15 protein-coding genes are annotated in these 16,573 nt (G+C 67.1%); 11 read left to right on the top strand and 4 right to left on the bottom strand.

Annotated features, from left to right (window positions below; translation table 11 throughout):
* Positions 1–95 precede the first annotated feature (95 nt).
* From GIY56_RS10145 to GIY56_RS10135, 3 genes are read left to right on the top strand one after another with little or no spacing between them, the layout of a single operon-like run.
* Positions 96–1,097: a glycosyltransferase family 2 protein gene (locus GIY56_RS10145; protein WP_230312434.1), complete on the top strand. Its 1,002-nt coding sequence runs from the start codon at positions 96–98 to the stop codon at positions 1,095–1,097.
* Positions 1,094–2,782, top strand: coding sequence for a DUF5927 domain-containing protein (locus GIY56_RS10140; RefSeq protein WP_154764728.1), 1,689 nt, complete (start codon positions 1,094–1,096; stop codon positions 2,780–2,782). The genes GIY56_RS10145 and GIY56_RS10140 overlap by 4 nt, the downstream gene beginning before the upstream one ends.
* Positions 2,779–4,176, top strand: a complete 1,398-nt coding sequence (locus GIY56_RS10135; protein WP_154764727.1) for a hypothetical protein — start codon at positions 2,779–2,781, stop codon at positions 4,174–4,176. The genes GIY56_RS10140 and GIY56_RS10135 overlap by 4 nt, the downstream gene beginning before the upstream one ends.
* A gap of 202 nt (positions 4,177–4,378) precedes the next feature.
* Here the strand turns inward: GIY56_RS10135 and GIY56_RS10130 are convergent, their stop codons facing one another.
* Positions 4,379–5,767, bottom strand: coding sequence for a phosphohexomutase domain-containing protein (locus tag GIY56_RS10130; protein ID WP_154764726.1), 1,389 nt, complete (start codon positions 5,765–5,767; stop codon positions 4,379–4,381).
* A 138-nt stretch (positions 5,768–5,905) separates the two neighbouring features.
* Between GIY56_RS10130 and GIY56_RS10125 the strand changes: the two genes are divergently transcribed.
* From GIY56_RS10125 to GIY56_RS10100, 6 genes are all read left to right on the top strand, one after another.
* Positions 5,906–6,307, top strand: coding sequence for a ketosteroid isomerase-related protein (locus GIY56_RS10125; RefSeq protein ID WP_154764725.1), 402 nt, complete (start codon positions 5,906–5,908; stop codon positions 6,305–6,307).
* On the top strand, positions 6,304–6,888 hold the full coding sequence (locus tag GIY56_RS10120) for a GNAT family N-acetyltransferase (protein ID WP_154764724.1): 585 nt from the start codon (positions 6,304–6,306) through the stop codon (positions 6,886–6,888). The genes GIY56_RS10125 and GIY56_RS10120 overlap by 4 nt, the downstream gene beginning before the upstream one ends.
* Complete coding sequence (locus tag GIY56_RS10115) at positions 6,885–7,754, top strand: carbon-nitrogen hydrolase family protein (protein WP_328288504.1); 870 nt, start codon at positions 6,885–6,887, stop codon at positions 7,752–7,754. Before GIY56_RS10120 ends, GIY56_RS10115 begins: the two co-directional genes overlap by 4 nt.
* 63 nt (positions 7,755–7,817) lie before the next feature.
* Positions 7,818–8,240, top strand: a complete 423-nt coding sequence (gene arfB / locus GIY56_RS10110) for an alternative ribosome rescue aminoacyl-tRNA hydrolase ArfB (protein WP_154764723.1) — start codon at positions 7,818–7,820, stop codon at positions 8,238–8,240.
* Entirely contained in the window at positions 8,237–8,689 is a 453-nt protein-coding gene (locus tag GIY56_RS10105; RefSeq protein WP_230312433.1) for an NUDIX hydrolase, read from the top strand. The genes arfB and GIY56_RS10105 overlap by 4 nt, the downstream gene beginning before the upstream one ends.
* A 9-nt stretch (positions 8,690–8,698) precedes the next feature.
* The gene (locus GIY56_RS10100) at positions 8,699–10,144 is read left to right on the top strand and encodes an inorganic phosphate transporter (RefSeq protein WP_154764722.1); all 1,446 of its coding nucleotides are present in this window, start codon (positions 8,699–8,701) and stop codon (positions 10,142–10,144) included.
* On the opposite strand, the gene pncB is transcribed toward GIY56_RS10100, so the two are convergent.
* A complete protein-coding gene (gene pncB, locus GIY56_RS10095) occupies positions 10,141–11,433 on the bottom strand; it encodes a nicotinate phosphoribosyltransferase (RefSeq protein ID WP_154764721.1) in 1,293 nt (430 codons plus the stop codon). The two genes, GIY56_RS10100 and pncB, sit on opposite strands and share 4 nt — an antisense overlap.
* Before the next feature lie 4 nt (positions 11,434–11,437).
* Positions 11,438–12,034 (bottom strand): bifunctional nicotinamidase/pyrazinamidase, encoded by a 597-nt coding sequence (gene pncA, locus GIY56_RS10090; RefSeq protein ID WP_154764720.1) that lies wholly within the window; start codon positions 12,032–12,034, stop codon positions 11,438–11,440.
* A gap of 96 nt (positions 12,035–12,130) precedes the next feature.
* Between pncA and trhO the strand changes: the two genes are divergently transcribed.
* On the top strand, positions 12,131–13,042 hold the full coding sequence (gene trhO, locus GIY56_RS10085) for an oxygen-dependent tRNA uridine(34) hydroxylase TrhO (protein ID WP_154764719.1): 912 nt from the start codon (positions 12,131–12,133) through the stop codon (positions 13,040–13,042).
* A 44-nt stretch (positions 13,043–13,086) separates the two neighbouring features.
* A complete protein-coding gene (locus GIY56_RS10080; protein ID WP_154764718.1) occupies positions 13,087–14,235 on the top strand; it encodes a calcium-binding protein in 1,149 nt (382 codons plus the stop codon).
* Between the two features lie 5 nt (positions 14,236–14,240).
* Here GIY56_RS10080 and GIY56_RS10075 read toward each other — a convergent pair whose 3' ends face one another.
* Positions 14,241–16,520: an NADP-dependent malic enzyme gene (locus tag GIY56_RS10075; RefSeq protein ID WP_154764717.1), complete on the bottom strand. Its 2,280-nt coding sequence runs from the start codon at positions 16,518–16,520 to the stop codon at positions 14,241–14,243.
* Between the last annotated feature and the right edge of the window lie 53 nt (positions 16,521–16,573).

Genomic DNA, 16,573 nt, shown 5'->3' with positions numbered 1-16,573 from the left:
ACGTGCAAGCGTAGCATTGCGGACATCATGACGGACGAAGGATGTGGTTTCGACAGGCAGGGATGGCAATGCCGGGGCTAGGCACGCACCCGATCATGAAACGTCTGCGCCGCCGCGTGGAACGCCAGCGCCTGATCGGCCGGGCGGTCCGGCGCAGGCGGGCGCTGCGGTCCCTGTCCGACCGCACCCGGCAGATCGCGCCGGGCGACATCCTGTGCTTCGTGACCCTGCGCGACGAACGCATCCGGCTGCCCTATTTCCTGGACTATTACCGTGCCCTGGGCGTGCGGCATTTCCTGATGGTGGACAATGCCAGCACGGATGGCAGCGCGGATTACCTGCGCGGTCAGCCCGACGTGTCGCTGTGGTGGTCCGACGGCAGCTACAAGGGCGCACGCTTCGGCATGGACTGGATCAACTGGCTTTTGCTGCGGCATGGCCGGGACCACTGGTGCCTGACGGTCGATCCCGACGAATTCCTGGTTTATCCCCATTGCGACCAGCGCCCCCTGGCGGCGCTGACCAGCTGGCTGGATGCCTCGGGGCGCCGGTCCTTTCCCGCCATGCTTCTGGACATGTATCCCAAGGGTCCCGTCGAGGAGGCGGTCTGCGCCGAGGGCGAGGATCCCTTCCGGGTCGCCCGCTGGTTCGATCCCGCCAACTACTCGATCCAGAAGAACCCCGTCTTCGGCAACCTGTGGATCCAGGGCGGACCCCGGACGCGGGCCTTCTTTGCCCAGGATCCGCTGTCCGGGCCGGCATTGAACAAGATCCCGCTGGTCAAGTGGCACTGGCGCTATGCCTATGTCAGTTCCACCCACATGCTGCTGCCGCGCGGGCTGAACCTGGTCTATGACGAGGACGGGGGCGAACAGGTTTCGGGCTGTCTTCTGCACGCCAAGTTCCTGTCCTCCTTCGCCACCAAGTCGGCCGAGGAACTGGACCGCCGCCAGCATTACGGCAACAGCCAGGAATACCGCGCCTATCACGCGGGCCTGCATCGCGGCGTGCAGCTGTGGTGCAGCGAATCGTGCGAATACGAGGGCTGGCAGCAGCTGGAGGATCTGGGCCTGATCTCTCGGGGAAACTGGGCATGACGGGTGCCGTGCGCCTTGGCGTGGTGCTGATGTGCCATGGGGACATGGGCATGGTGGCGCGGCTGGCGCGCATCTGGACCGATGGCGGCGCGCGGGTGGCGATCCATGTCGATGCCAAGGTGCCGGCCACGCGCGTCTCGGTGCTGCAGGAGGCGCTGAAGGACTGCGACCGCATCGTCTTCAGCAGGCGCCACCGCTGTTCCTGGGGCCGCTTCAGCCTGGTCCGCGCCACCCAGGACGCGGCGGCCGAGTTGCTGGCGCGGTTTCCCGACACCACCCATGTCTACCTGGCCTCGGGGTCCTGCCTGCCGTTGCGGCCGGTCGCGGATCTGGTCGCCTATCTGGGGGCCGATCCCGACCGCGACCATATCGAAAGCGTCAGCACTCATGATGTCGGCTGGACCGTGGGCGGGCTGAACGAGGAACGCTTCACGCTGTTCTTTCCCTTCGACTGGAAGAAGCACCGCTGGCTGTTCGACCGCTTCGTCGCCTGGCAGCGGCGGCGCGGCATCCGGCGGCGGATGCCCGGCGGGCTGTCGCCGCATCTGGGGTCGCAATGGTGGTGCCTGACCGCCCGGACCCTGCGCGCCATTCTGGAGGATCCGCGCCGGGCCGAATTCGACCGCTTCTTCCGATACGCCTGGATCCCCGACGAAAGCTATTTCCAGACGCTGGTGCGGCGCCATTCGACCCGCATCGAAAGCTGGTCGCTGACCATGGCCAAGTTCGACCATACGGGCCGGCCCTACCTGCTATATGACGACCATATCCCGATGCTGGCCGAATCGCGCTGCTTCGTGGCCCGCAAGGTCTGGCCCGGCGCCTCGCGCCTGTTGTCGCATTTCCCGCTGGCTGCCGACGGCCCTGCGCAGGTCGATCCGCCGCAGCCCGCGCGGATTTCCCGCATCATCAACCAGACCGTGCGCCGCCGGGTGCTGGGACGGCCCGGCCTTTACATGCAAAGCCGCTTTCCCCGCAAGGACGCGGAAAACGGCAAGACCTCGGCCCCCTATGCGGTCATCCAGGGCCTGAGCGACATCTTTCCGGGGTTCGAGGACTGGCTGCGCCAGCACCTGTCCTGCGATGTCCACGGCCATCTTCTGGGACCGGAAGGGGCCGAGTTCGCGGGTCGCCCGCGCACCGGGCCGGGGGCGATCTCGTCCAATCCGCAGGTGCGCGACCACGATCCGCAGGGATTCCTGACATCCCTGATCCGCATCACGAACCGGATGCAGGTGTTCCAGTTCAGCCCGCGTGACAACCAGGCGCTGAACTGGTTCATGGCGACCGATCCCAACGCGCATATGCTGGTCGTCACCGGCGCCTGGAAGCTGCCCTTGCTGCATTCCGGGATGCCCTTCGACGACGTGCGCCGGATCTTCGCGCAGTTGCAGCGGATCGAGCTTGACCATCTGGACGTGCTGAACTCGGTCTGGGTGCGCGCCCGGCTGCATCATCACGACCTGGGCGAGTTCCTGATGAACCCCAAGCCGATCCTCCAGGACTTCATGCTGCAGATCGACCCCCATTCCGCGCCCATGACCACGCTGCCCGCGATGCGCGACCTGACGGGGCTGGACCAGATGCTGCGGCGGCTGCGCAATTCCGGCCTGCGCCCGCGCCTGACGGGCGAGGATCTGCCCCCCATCGAACGTCTGACCAATGAAAGGGCGGCCGCAGAATGACGCAAGGCTTCCGCAGCTTCGTGATCTTTGCCGAGATGCGCACCGGGTCGAACCTGCTCGAGGCGACGCTGAACGCCGTCAAGGGCGTCACCTGCTTTGGCGAGGCGTTCAACCCCTACATGATGGGCTGGCCCGACAAGGACGAGATGCTGGGCATCACGCGCGCCGAACGCGAGGCCGATCCCCTGCCGCTGCTGGCGAAACTGACCGACAAGCCGGGCCATCTGCCGGGCTTCCGCTATTTCCACGACCACGATCCCCGCGTGCTGGAACCCATCGTCCAGGACCGGGCCTGCGCCAAGATCATCCTGACGCGCAACGCGCTGGACAGCTATGTCTCGACCCGGCTGGCCTGGGAAACGAACCAGTGGAAGCTGAACGAGACGGAAACCCCGATCCCCGCCCGCATCACCTATGACGGGGCCGAGTTCCGGCAGATGCTGGGCGCTGCCGAGGAATTCCGGCGCGGCCTGATCAACCGGCTGCAGGTCATGGGGCAGGCGGCCTTCTGGCTGGACTATGACGATCTGCGCGACGCCGACGTGATGACCGGGATGCTGCACTGGCTGGGCCGCCATGATCTGGAGCGGGTCGAACCCGGCCGCGACCAGGTGCCGCAGAACCCGCAGGAACTGGCGCAGAAGGTCGCGAATTTCGAGACCATGCAGGACGATCTGCGAGACATGGACCCGTTCCTGGTGCATCGCGTGCCGGTGTTCGAGCCGCGGCGCGGCCCGGCGGTGCCCAGCTTTGTCGCGGCGGATGCGGGCCGGGGCCTGCTGTTCATGCCGGTCAAGGGGGGACCGGAGCAGGCGATCCGGTCCTGGCTTGCCGGACTTGGCCCGCTGGAAACCGGCCTGACCCAATCCACCCTGCGCCAATGGAAGCGCGCCCGCCCCGGCCACCGCAGCTTTGCCGTGCTGCGCCATCCCCTGCTGCGGGCATGGGATGCCTTCGATCAGCTGCTGGCGCGCGGCAATCCCGAACAGCGCGAGGTGCTGCGCCGGCTGCACCGCGTGGCCCTGCCGCCCGAGGACGGGCTGGCCGACCTGACCGGCGACCGGCGCATCGCCGTCTTTGCCGAGTTCCTGGCCTTTTTGCGGCGCAACCTGAACGGTCAGACATCGCTGCCCACCCATCCGATATGGGCCAGCCAGACCGAGGTCCTGTCGGGCTTCGCCCGCTTCGCCGTGCCCGACCTGCTGGTGCGCGAGGATCGGCTGGCCGAGGATCTGGGCCATCTGGCCCGCGCGGCAGGGATCGAGGATGCCGGGCTGGACAAGGTGGCGGCGGTCCCGGTGCCGAACGCGCTGCGCGATCCGAAACTGGCCGAGGCCGCCCAGGCGGCATACCTGCGCGATTATGTGACCTTCGGGTTCGACCTGATGCCGTAGATTTTTGGATGCCGCTGACCGGGCGGGATCGGGAAATGCGACGAGCATTTCCCCCGACCGCCGTGCGACGGTGCCACAAGAAACGGTCCCGCCAAAGACCACGAAAGGCCAGCGCGCGGGCGCTGGCCGGGCCTTTGAGGCCCGGCGGTGTTCATGGATATGTCGCGACGTGGCGACGGCGATGGCCGTCGCCAGTCAGACCTTATCCCTGCAACAGCGCTGCCAGTTCCGCCTGCTTTTCCTTGACCAAAGCGGCATCCCCGTCCGATTCCAGGTTCAGCCGCACAACGGGTTCCGTATTCGACTTGCGCAGGTTGAAGCGCCAGTTTCCGAAATCCAGCGACACGCCGTCCAGGTCGTCGCGGCTGTTGGCCTGCGGTTCATACTTCTCGATCAGCCGGGCAATGGCCGCGTCGGGGTCGGCGATGTGATAGTTCGTCTCGCCCGAGGACGGATACAGCCGCATCCGTTCCTCCAGCAGTTCGGCCAGCGTCTTGCCCTTCCTGGACAGCAGTTCCACCATCAGCAGCCAGGGGATCATGCCGCTGTCGCAGTAATAGAAGTCGCGGAAATAGTGATGCGCCGACATCTCGCCGCCATAGATCGCGCCCACGTCGCGCATCTTGCGCTTGATGAAGGCGTGGCCGGTCTTGCTGACCACCGCCTCGCCGCCAGCCTCCTGGATCATGGCCCGGGTGTTCATGATGACGCGGGGGTCGTGGACGATCTTCTCGCCCGGGGATTTTTCCAGGAATGCCGCGCCCAGCAGGCCCACGATGTATTCGCCGGGAATGAAGCGGCCGTTCTCGTCGAAAAAGAAGCAGCGGTCGAAATCGCCGTCCCAGGCCACGCCCAGATCGGCCTTTTCCGCCTTCATGCGTGCGACGGTAGGGGGCTGGTTTTCGTCCAGAAGGGGGTTCGGGATGCCGTTGGGGAAGCTGCTGTCCACATCGTGGTGCATCCGCACGAAGGTCAGCGGTGCGCCGCGGCGTTCCAGTTCCGCCGCGATGGCGTCAAAGGTCGGGCCTGCCGTGCCATTCCCGGCATTGACTAGGATCTTCATCGGCTTCAACGCCGACACATCCACGAAATCCGCCATCGCCTTGGCGTATTCGGCGCGGGCGTGGCTGAAATCGGTCACGCTGCCCTTGGTGGCAGGCGCGAAGCGGCCCGAGGTCGCCAGTTCGATGATCGGCGGCAGCTCCGTCGCCGGATCCAGCGGCGCGGACCCCCGGCCCACGATCTTCATGCCGTTGTAGTTGATCGGGTTGTGCGACGCCGTGACCTCGATCCCGCCGTCGGTGTCGTGAAAGCCCGTGTGGAAATACACCTCCTCGGTTCCCGCCAGGCCAAGATCCAGCACGTCGGCGCCGCCATCCGTCAGCCCTTCGATCAGCGCGGCGGCCAGTTCCGGCGAGGTTTCGCGGCTGTCGCGCCCCACCACCACGCGCTTGGCCCCGCGCGCCTGCGCGAAGGCGCGGCCGATGCGATAGGCCACGTCGGCGTCCAGGTTCTTGCCCAGTTCCCCGCGCACGTCATAGGCTTTGAAGCAGGTGATCTCTCGGGGACCAAGGTTGCTGCGGTCAGACATGGGCGCGACTCCTTTATGCGCAAGGGTGGGTTCAATCGCTAACAGCTTGGCCCGGGATTTCAAGGCAATGGTCCCTTCGGACCACATGACGCCGGGCGCGTGCCGCGATAAGACAAGGCAAACGCATGTGAGGGCCAAATGGACACGAAATCCCTGATCGCCGCCTATTACGACGCCTTCAACGCGGGCCGCACCGACGACATGCTGGCCCTGCTGCATGACGAGGTCGAGCATCACGTGAACGAAGGCGGCATCCGGCGCGGCAAGGCGCTGTTTGCCCAGTTCAACGCGCACATGACGGAAAGCTATCGGGAAAACCTGACCGACATGGTGATCTTCGCCAACGAGGCGGGCGACCGCGCTGCGGCGGAATTCGTGGTGAACGGCACCTATCTGAAAACCGACGAGGGCCTGCCCGAGGCCAGGGGCCAGACCTATCGCCTGCCCGCGGGCGCCTTCTTCACAGTCCGCGACGGCAGGATCGCGCGGGTGACGACCTATTACAACCTGGCCGACTGGATGCGGCAGGTCGGCCAATGACCGTCACGACGCGCGTCCTGACAGGCGAGGCCCTTGCCGCCGTCCTGGAGGATGTCGCGCGTCTGCGCATCCGCGTATTCCGGGACTTTCCCTATCTTTACGACGGGGATGCCGATTACGAACGCGATTACCTGCGCGCCTATCAGTCGCCGGGCGCGGTGGTCGTGGCGGCGATGGACGGGGCGCGGGTGGTGGGGGCCGCCACCGGCGCGCCCATGGCCGATCACGCCGCCGATTTCGCCGCGGCCTTTGCCGACCGCCCCGAGCCGCTGGACCGGATCTTCTATTGCGCCGAATCGGTTCTGCTGCCCGACTATCGCGGCCAGGGCATCGGCCACGCCTTTTTCGACGCGCGCGAAGCCCATGCCCGCGACCTGGGGCTGACCTTCAGCGCCTTTTGCAGCGTGATCCGCCCCGCCGACCATCCGGCGCGGCCCGCCGATTACCGCCCGCTGGACGCCTTCTGGCGCAAGCGCGGATACGCGCCGCTGCCCGGCGTCATCGCGCATTTTTCCTGGAAGGATCTGGGCCAGGCGTCCGACACCGAAAAACCCCTGCAATTCTGGATGCGCCCCCTGTGAAGATCGCCGCTGCCGCCTATCCGATCGACTGGTTCGACAGCTTCGCCGAGTACGAGGCCAAGCTGTCGGCTTGGGTTGCTGACGCAGGCGCCGATCTGCTGGTGTTCCCCGAATACGGCGCGATGGAGCTTGCCTCGCTGGGCGGGCGCGACGCGGCGGGCGATCTGGAAGCGTCGCTGCACGAGGTGGCGCGGCACTGGCCGCAGGTCCAGGCGCTGCACCTGCAGCTGGCGGCGCGATACGGTTGCCACATCCTCGGCGCCTCCGGCCCGGTTTTCGATGGCGCCCGCCCGGTCAACCGCGCGGTGCTTTACGGTCCCCAAGGCATCATCGGCCATCAGGACAAGCAGATCATGACCCGGTTCGAGCGCGAGGATTGGGACGTGACGGGCAACCCTGGCCTGCGGGTCTTCGACACCGCGCTGGGCCGGATCGGGATCCTGATCTGCTATGACGGCGAATTTCCGCTGCTGGGCCGGGTGCTGGCCCAGGCGGGGGCCGAACTGCTGCTGGTGCCAAGCTGCACCGACACGGTCGCGGGCTTCAACCGCGTGCGCATCGGCGCCATGGCGCGCGCGCTGGAAAGCCAGTGCGTCGTGGTGCAGGCGCCCACGGTGGGGATCTGCGACTGGATGCCCGCGCTGGATGAAAACCGGGGCCGGGCGGCGGTCTATGGCCCGCCCGACGGCTTCTGGCCGGAAACCGGGATCATCGCGGAAGGGGACATGGACCGGCCCGGCTGGGTCGTGGCGGATGTCGATCTGTCCCGCGTGGCCGACAGCCGCCGGAACGGCGCGGTCCTGCCCTTCGCCCATTGGCCAGAAAGCGAAGGCGCAAGGCTGACGCAAGCGGAAACCATTTCTTAACCATTCCGTTTTATCACTCATCCGCGCTGTTCGCGGCGCCCTTTCGTGCCATAATCCGCGGCCATGCTGCATATCACGAACACCATCACCATCGAGGAGTGGGAGCTGACCGAACAGTTCACCAGATCCCAGGGACCGGGCGGGCAGAACGTCAACAAGGTCGAGACCGCGGTCGAGCTGCGGTTCGAGGCCGCGCGGTCCCCGACCCTGCCTGAAGCCGTGAAACGCCGCCTGGAACGGCTGGCGGGGCGGCGCTGGACGCGCGACGGCGCGGTGGTGATCCTGGCCCAGGAAACCCGCAGCCAGGCCCGCAACCGCGAGATCGCCCGCGAACGGCTGGCCGACCTGATCGGACGCGCGGCCGAACCCGTCAAGCGCCGGGTCGCGACCAAGCCCACCTGGGGCAGCCAGCAGCGCCGCCTGAAGGCCAAGTCCACGCGGGGCGAGGTCAAGGCGATGCGTGGCAGGGTGGAGGATGGCGAATGAAGCCGTGGGGCCAATCGCTGCGGCTGCTGCTGGGATGGCGCCCCGCCGCCATGCAGGTCGGCGCGGTCTGCCGCTGTCCGGAAAACGGCGATGTCCTGCTGATCACCAGCCGGGGCACCGGCCGCTGGGTGATCCCCAAGGGCTGGCCGATGGAGGGCAAGACCCTGCCCGGCGCCGCCGCCACCGAGGCCTGGGAGGAAGCGGGCGTCGAGGGCCATGTCCACGAGGCCGAGATCGGCCGCTATCGCTATGACAAGGAACAGGACCGGGGCTGGTCCGTCCCGGTCGAGGTCCGCGTCTTCCTGATGGATGCGGGTCCCCTGCGCCCCGACTTCCCCGAGGCCGGGCAGCGCAAGCGCCGCTGGTTTTCGCCGCAAGAGGCCGCGCAACGCGTGGTTGAACCCGGTTTGAAGAAGATCCTGCTTGCATTGCCGAAGGGGTCCGGCTGACATGGGCGGATGACCCGGCCCGACCGCGATTACCGCACGCTCGACAAGGATCTGGGGCGGATCACGGTTGTCGAATCCGCCCAGTTCCATGCCCTCCGCCCCGTCCTGCAACTGGGCGCGGGCATCCTGCTGGTGATTTCGCTGATCTTCCTGGCCCTGGGCGTGACCGGCCACCAGCCCGGCCTGATCGCCGTCGGCGCGGGCTTCATCGTGGCGGGCTGGCTGGGCCTGTCCATCGGGGCCAACGACATCGCGAACTCGTTGGGGCCTGCGGTCGGCGCAGGGGCCATCGCCATCGGCCCGGGCCTGGTGCTTGTGGGCCTGGCGGAAATCGCGGGCGCGGCCCTGGCGGGCCATGCCGTCACGCATCGCCTGGCCGAGGGGATCGTGGACATCGCCGTCCTGACCGGGGCGGCCGGGCAGATCGTCATGCTGGCCGCTCTGGTCGCGGCGGCGGCCTGGATCACGATCGCCACGGGGGCGAACCTGCCGGTCTCGACCTCTCATTCCATCGTGGGGGCGATTGCCGGGGCAGGGCTGGCAGCGGCGGGGTCGGCGGCCGTGTCCTGGGGGGGCATCGCCGCCATGGCCCTGGCCTGGATGCTGACGCCCCTGCTGGCGGCGGCGCTGGCCGGGGCGCTGCTGGCGCTGCTGCGGCTCAAGGTGGCCGAGGCGGCGGATCGCGGCGCTGCGGCCCGCGCCTGGCTGCCGCCGCTGATCGGCGCCATGGCCGGGCTGTTCGTCGCCTATATCGCGACCCTGCTGCCCGCGCTGCCGTTGCGCCTGCCCCTTGCCCTGCTGCCGGGCGCGGCCGCGGGGCTGGCCGTGGCGCTGCTGATGCGCTGCCGCGTCAACCGCCTTCTGGCCGAGGCCGGGGGCGACAAGCCCGGGATGAAGCGCCTGCTGCGCCAGCCCCTGCTGTTTGCCGCCGTGATGATGGCCTTTGCCCATGGCGCGGGCGACGCGGGCAATGTCGCGGGGCCATTGCTGGTGATCCTGACGCCCGGCCACCACGGCCCGCTGCCCGTGCCGCTGCTGCTGCTGACGGTGGCGGGGGCGGCCATCGCGCTTGGCGCCGTCCTGTTCGGGCGCCGCCTGGTCGGCATGGTGGGCGAGGGGATCACCCGCCTGAACCCGGCCCGCGCCTTTTGCATCACGCTGTCCACCGCGATGATCGTGCTGGTCGCCTCCGGCTGGGGATTGCCGGTCTCGTCCACCCATGTGGCGGTGGGGGGCGTCTTCGGCGTGGGCTTCGTGCGGGAACTGCTGGACCGCCGCGCCGACCGCCAGCGCGCCGAGCTGCCGGTCGAGGAACGCCGCCGCCGCCAGCTGATCCGCCGCAGCCATGTGGCGACCATCACCACCGCCTGGGTGGTCACGGTGCCGGTCACGGCGGCCTTGGGCGGATTGTGCTGCCTGGCGATGCTGCGGCTGGCGGGAATCCCGGGCGGCTAGACCACCACCTCCAGCCGCGATTGCTGGCCCGCCTCGAAGACGCGGCGATAGCGCGCGACTTCCTCGGCAGGGCCGGTGGCCTTGGCGGGGTTGTCGGACAGCTTGACGGTCGGGCGTCCGTTGGCCGACACCGCCTTGCAGACCAGGCTGAAGGGCGCCAGCCCGTCGCCCGCGACCAGCCCCCGGAAATCGTTGGTCAGCAGCGTGCCCCAGCCGAAGCTGACCTTGACCCGGCCGTGGAACTGGCGGTGCAGTTCCATGATCTTGGCGACATCCAGCCCGTCCGAGAAGATGACCAGCTTGCGGCGCGGATCCTCGCCGCGGTCTTTCCACCAGCGGATCGCGGTTTCGGCTCCGGTCGCGGGGTCGCCGCTGTCGATGCGGATGCCGGTCCAGCCCGCCAGCCAGTCGGGCGCGCCCGCCAGGAACCCCTCGGTCCCGTAGGTGTCGGGCAGGATCATGCGCAGGTTGCCGTCGTGTTCCTCGTGCCAGTCGGCCAGAACCTCGTAGGGTGCGCGGCGCAATTCCTCGTCGGTGTCGGCCAGGGCGGCATAGACCATGGGCAGTTCGTGGGCATTGGTGCCGATCGCCTCGATGTCGCGGCGCATGGCGATCAGGCAGTTCGAGGTGCCGGTGAAGCGTTCCCCCAACCCCTCGATCATGGCCTGCACCGCCCAGTCCTGCCACAGGAAGCTGTGGCGTCTGCGCGTGCCGAAATCGGCGATGCGCAGGTCGGGCAAGGTGCGCAGGGTTTCGATCTTTTCCCACAGGCGCGTCATGGCGCGGGCATACAGCACCTGCAACTCGAACCGGCCCAGGGTTTCCAGGACCGCGCGGGACCGCAATTCCATCAGGATCGCCAGCGCGGGAATTTCCCACAGCATCACCTCGGGCCATTTCCCCTCGAAGGTCAGTTCGTACTGGCCGTCGCGCTTTTCCAGGTGATAGGGGGGCAGGCGCAGGTTTTCCAAAAACTCCATGAAATCGGGGCGGAACATCTGGCGCTTGCCGTAGAACGTGTTGCCGCGCAGCCAGGTGCCCTCGCCGCGCGACAGCCGCAGGCCGCGGACATGGTCCAGCTGTTCGCGCAACTCGCCCTCGTCGATCAGGTCGGCCAGGCGGATGGATTTGGTGCGGTTGATCAGGCTGAAGCGGACCACCGTGTCGGGCCGGTTGCGGAAGATCGACTGGCACATCAGCAGCTTGTAGAAATCCGTGTCGATTAGCGACCGGACGATCGGGTCGATCTTCCATTTGTGGTTGTAGACGCGGGTGGCGATGTCGGCCATCGGCTTACTCCAGGGTGACGCCGGCGGCACGCATGGCGGCGCGGGCGCGGTCGCGGCTGCCGTCCAGGTCGATGGCGCGAGTCGCCCCTTCGATCACGGTGGCGGAAAAGCCCAGGCGGGCGGCGTCGATCGCGCTCCACGCGACGCAGAAGTCATGGGCGAGGCCCACGAAGGACAGATCCAGCAACCCGCGCTCGCGCAGGTATCCGGCAAGGCCGGTGGGGGTGGCGTGGTCGTTCTCGAAAAAGGCGGAATAGCTGTCGATCCGCGGACGGAACCCCTTGCGGATCACCAGGTCGGCGCGGGACAGATCGAGGCCCGGGTGGAAATCCGCCCCCGGCGTGCCGATCACGCAATGGGCGGGCCACAGCACCTGGGGACCATAGGGCATGTCCGTCAGGCTGAACGGTTCCGTGCCCGGATGGTTGGCGGCAAAGCTGGCGTGGTCCGCTGGATGCCAGTCCTGGGTCAGGATCACCGCGTCGAAACCGGCCATCAGCGCGTTGACGGGACCGACGATCTGATCGCCGCCCGCCACGGCCAGGGCGCCGCCGGGGCAGAAGTCGGCCTGCATGTCGATCACGATCAAGGCGCGCGGCATCCTGTCCTCCTTGTCCCCGGATGACCATGCCTAGAAACTGCCGGGCGCAGGGTCAATGCCTTGCAAGATCGGGCATTGCTGGCTAAGGCCGCGCCCATGCTGACTGTCGCCGCGCTGTATCACTTTGCCCGTCTTGACGATCCCGCCGCCCTCAAGGCGCCGCTGGCCAGGATCGCCTGCGCGAACGGCGTGCGCGGCACGCTGCTGCTGGCGGCCGAGGGGATCAACGGCACCATCGCCGGGACGCGGGCGGGGGTGGACGCGGTGCTGGCCCATATCCGCGCCCTGCCGGGATGCATGGGGCTGGAGTGGAAGGAAAGCACCGCCGAGACGATGCCCTTTGGCAAGATGAAGGTGCGCCTGAAACGCGAGATCGTGACCATGGGCCAGCCCGATGTCGATCCGACGGCATCGGTCGGCCATTACGTCGATCCCGCCCAATGGAACGCCCTGATCACCGCGCCCGATGTCGCGGTGATCGACACCCGCAACGATTATGAGGTGGCCATCGGCACCTTTGCCGGCGCGGTCGATCCCGGCACCCGCAGCTTTCGCGACTTTCCCGCCTGGTGGCAGGCCAATGCGCATCGCTTCGCGGGCAAGCGCGTGGCGATGTTCTGCACCGGCGGCATCCGCTGCGAGAAATCGACGAACTGGCTGCTGTCGCAGGGCGTCAGGAACGTGTTCCACCTAAAGGGCGGGATCCTGAAATATCTCGAGGAGGTGCCGCAGGCCGACAGCCTGTGGCAGGGCGAATGCTTCGTCTTCGACGGCCGCGTCAGCCTGACCCACGGCCTGCGCCAAGGCCGCCACGGACTGTGCCACGCCTGCCGCCGCCCCCTGGCCCCCGAGGACCGCGAAAGGCCGGAATTCGAGGACGGCGTCTGCTGCCACCGCTGCACGGGCGAGTATGACGAGGCCGACCGCGCACGGTTCCGCGAACGCCAGCGGCAGGCCGCGCGGGGCGAGTTGACGTTCCAGGAATATTCCCCCTCGTCAGAAGGGTAACGACGGGATAAACGCAAAAAGCGATTTTGCATTCGGGGTTTGCAATGGCAATTGTTTACAAGGGCACTACGGGAAACAACCGTCTCAAGGCAGACGATGTGTTTCCTTATGACGATGTCATCCAGATGCACGGCTATGCCGGCAATGACGAGCTGACAGGCGCATTTCTGCACCGCAACGAAATCTTCGGAGGTGCCGGGAATGACACGCTGTCAGGGGGAGCCGACTTTAACCTTTTGGATGGTGGAGATGGCAATGACGTCCTAGATGCTTGGATCGGCGACTATGCCATTCTTCGTGGAGGCGCCGGCAATGACCTTCTAACTGGGGGTGATGGTGGCGGCCTGCTGGATGGCGGCGTGGGTATGGACACCATGACAGGCGGCGATGGTGGCGACACTTATGTCGTCAATCATCTGCGCGATGTAGTGGCCGAGTCCTACCAGCCCTATTACGACAATGACCCGAACCCTGCCGATCAGGTGAATGCCTGGGTCACCTGGACGCTGGGCGCCAACCTGGAAAACCTTGTCCTACAGGGAAAGGCCGCGATCAACGGCACCGGCAACGGGCTGTCCAACCTGATCGTCGGCAATGCGGGCAACAACATCCTGTCCGGCGGCACCGGGGCCGACACGCTGGAAGGCGGCTTGGGCAACGATACCCTTGACGGCGGATCAGGGACGGACACGATCCGCTTCACAGCCAGCACGGCCGTTTCGGTCAATCTTTTAAAAGTTGCTGCCCAGAACACCGGCTCGGGAACGGACACGATCCGCAATGTCGAAAACGTCGTGACCGGAGCGGGCAATGACCGGATCATCGGCAGTGCCGTTGCAAATATCCTGACAGCGGGATCGGGCAACGATGCCTTGTCGGGCTTGGCGGGCAATGATCGCCTGACGGGTGAGACAGGCAATGACCGCCTGCAAGGGGGAACCGGAAACGATCTCTTGACCGGCGGGATCGGTGCGGACCAGTTCCTCTTTTCCAAGGGCGACGGCACCGACCGGATCACCGATTTCGCTGATGGCATGGACCGGATCGTCATCGACAGCGGGGTCGAGGCATTTCGCCAGATCAGGATCGCCGATCTTGGCGCCGATGCCCGGATCACCTTCGGCGACGTGACCGTCATCCTGTCGAATGTCGATCACGCCCGGCTTGATGCCGAGGATTTCATCTTCGTGTGACGGCCCTACCGGGCCGTCCCCAACCCGCCCGCCGAAATCGCCGCCATGTTGAGGATGTCGTTCACCGTCGAGGTCGTCGAGCAGATCTGGATCGACTGCGGCACGCCGGTCAGGATCGGGCCGATCACGGTCGCACCCGCCATTTCCTGCATCAGCTTCACGCTGATGGATGCCGAATGCCGCGCGGGCACCACCAGCACGTTGGCAGGCCCGGTCAGGCGGCTGAAGGGATAGCGCGCGGCCGATTCCATGTTCAGCGCCACGTCCACGGTCATCTCGCCCTCATACTCGAAATCGACACCGCGGCGGTCCAGGACCTTGGGCGCCTCGGCCATCTTGATGGCGCGTTCGCTGACCGGATAGCCGAAGTTCGAGAACGACAGGAAGGCCACGCGGGGTTCCAGGCCCAGGCCGCGGGCCACCGCCGCCCCGCGGACCGCGATGTCGGCCAGATCCTCGGCTTCGGGCCATTCGTGGACAAGGGTGTCGCCGATCAGCACGATGCGGCCCTTGTGCAGGACGGCGGTGATGCCCACCGCGCCGTCCTGCGGGCGCAGGTCGAAGACGGTGCCCAGTTGCGCCAGCACCGGGGCGTTCTTGCGGGTGGCACCCGTCACAAGCCCGTCGCCATGGCCATGCGCCAGCATCAGGGCGGCAAAGACATGGCGGTCGCGGTTGGCCAGCTTGTACGCATCCTCGCGGTCCACGCCCTTGCGCTGCAGGCGCGCGTAAAGGAATTCGTGATAGGCATCCAGGTGCCGGGAATTGGCCGCGTTCACCACGGTCAGTTCGCGCACCGCATCGGCAAGCCCTGCGGCTTCCAGCTTTTCCTTCACGTCCGCCTCGCGCCCCACAACCAGGGCCTGGCCCATGCCGCCGCGTTGCCAGGCGACGGCCGCGCGCAGCACGCGGGGATCGTCGCCCTCGGCGAAGATCATCCGGGCCTGGCTTTGGCGGGCGCGGGCGTGGATGCCCTGCAGGATGGCGGCGGTCGGATCCATGCGGTTCTTCAGCGACTGGACGTAACCCTCCATGTCGATGATCGGGCGGCGGGCGACGCCGGTGTCCATGCCCGCGCGCGCGACCGCAGGCGGGATCACGTGGATCAGGCGCGGGTCGAAGGGCGTCGGGATGATGTAGTCGCGCCCGAACTGCAGCTTGCGCCCATAGGCCACGGCGACCTCGTCAGGGACATCCTCTCGCGCCAGGGCCGCCAGGGCCTCGGCGCAGGCGATCTTCATCTCGTCGTTGATGGCGCGGGCGTGGATGTCCAGCGCGCCCCGGAACAGATAGGGAAAGCCCAGGACGTTGTTCACCTGGTTCGGGTAATCGCTGCGGCCGGTGGCCACGATGGCGTCGGGGCGGACGGCATGGGCGTCCTCGGGCGTGATCTCGGGGTCGGGGTTGGCCATGGCGAAGATCACCGGGTTGTCGGCCATGCTTTCCACCATCGCCTGCGTCACCGCGCCCTTGGCCGAGACGCCCAGGAACACGTCGGCCCCCTTCATCGCGTCCTCCAGCGTGCGGGCCTCGGTCACGACCGCATGGGCCGATTTCCACTGGTTCATCCCCTCGGTCCGGCCCTGCCAGATCACGCCCTTGGTGTCGGCCATGATGCAGTTGTCATGCCGCGCGCCCATGGATTTCAGCAGTTCCAGGCAGGCGATGCCCGCCGCGCCCGCGCCGTTCAGGACGATCCTTACATCCTCGATCCGCTTGCCCGACAGCTCCAGCGCATTGAGCAACCCCGCCGCGCAGATCACCGCCGTGCCGTGCTGGTCGTCGTGAAAGACGGGGATGTCCATCATCTCCTTCAGGCGGCTTTCGATGACGAAGCATTCGGGCGCCTTGATGTCTTCCAGGTTGATGCCGCCGAAGGTCGGTCCCATCAGGCGCACGGCATTGATGAATTCGTCCGCGTCCTCGGTGTCCAGCTCGATGTCGATGGCGTTCACGTCGGCGAAGCGCTTGAACAGCACCGCCTTGCCCTCCATCACCGGCTTCGAGGCCAGCGCGCCGAGGTTCCCCATCCCCAGGATGGCCGTGCCGTTCGAGATCACGGCGACCATGTTGCCCTTGGTGGTGTAATCATAGGCCGTCTCGGGCCGGTCGGCGATGGCCTGCACGGGGACCGCCACGCCCGGCGAATAGGCCAGCGACAGGTCGCGCTGCGTGGCCATGGGGGTCGATGCCACCACGTCGAACTTCCCCGGACGCGGCTCCATGTGATAGGCCAGGGCCTCCTCGGGGGTGATGCGGGCGCTGCGGGGGGTCTTGTCGGTCATCGCTTCCTCCGAGGATGGTGGACCCCTTTAACGTCGCGTCACGCGCGGCTCAA

This window comes from Paracoccus lichenicola (genome assembly GCF_009708075.1).
GTDB lineage: Bacteria > Pseudomonadota > Alphaproteobacteria > Rhodobacterales > Rhodobacteraceae > Paracoccus > Paracoccus lichenicola.
The sequence above is the reverse complement of the archived record's forward strand: the minus strand, read 5'-3'. Positions and strand labels throughout refer to the sequence as shown.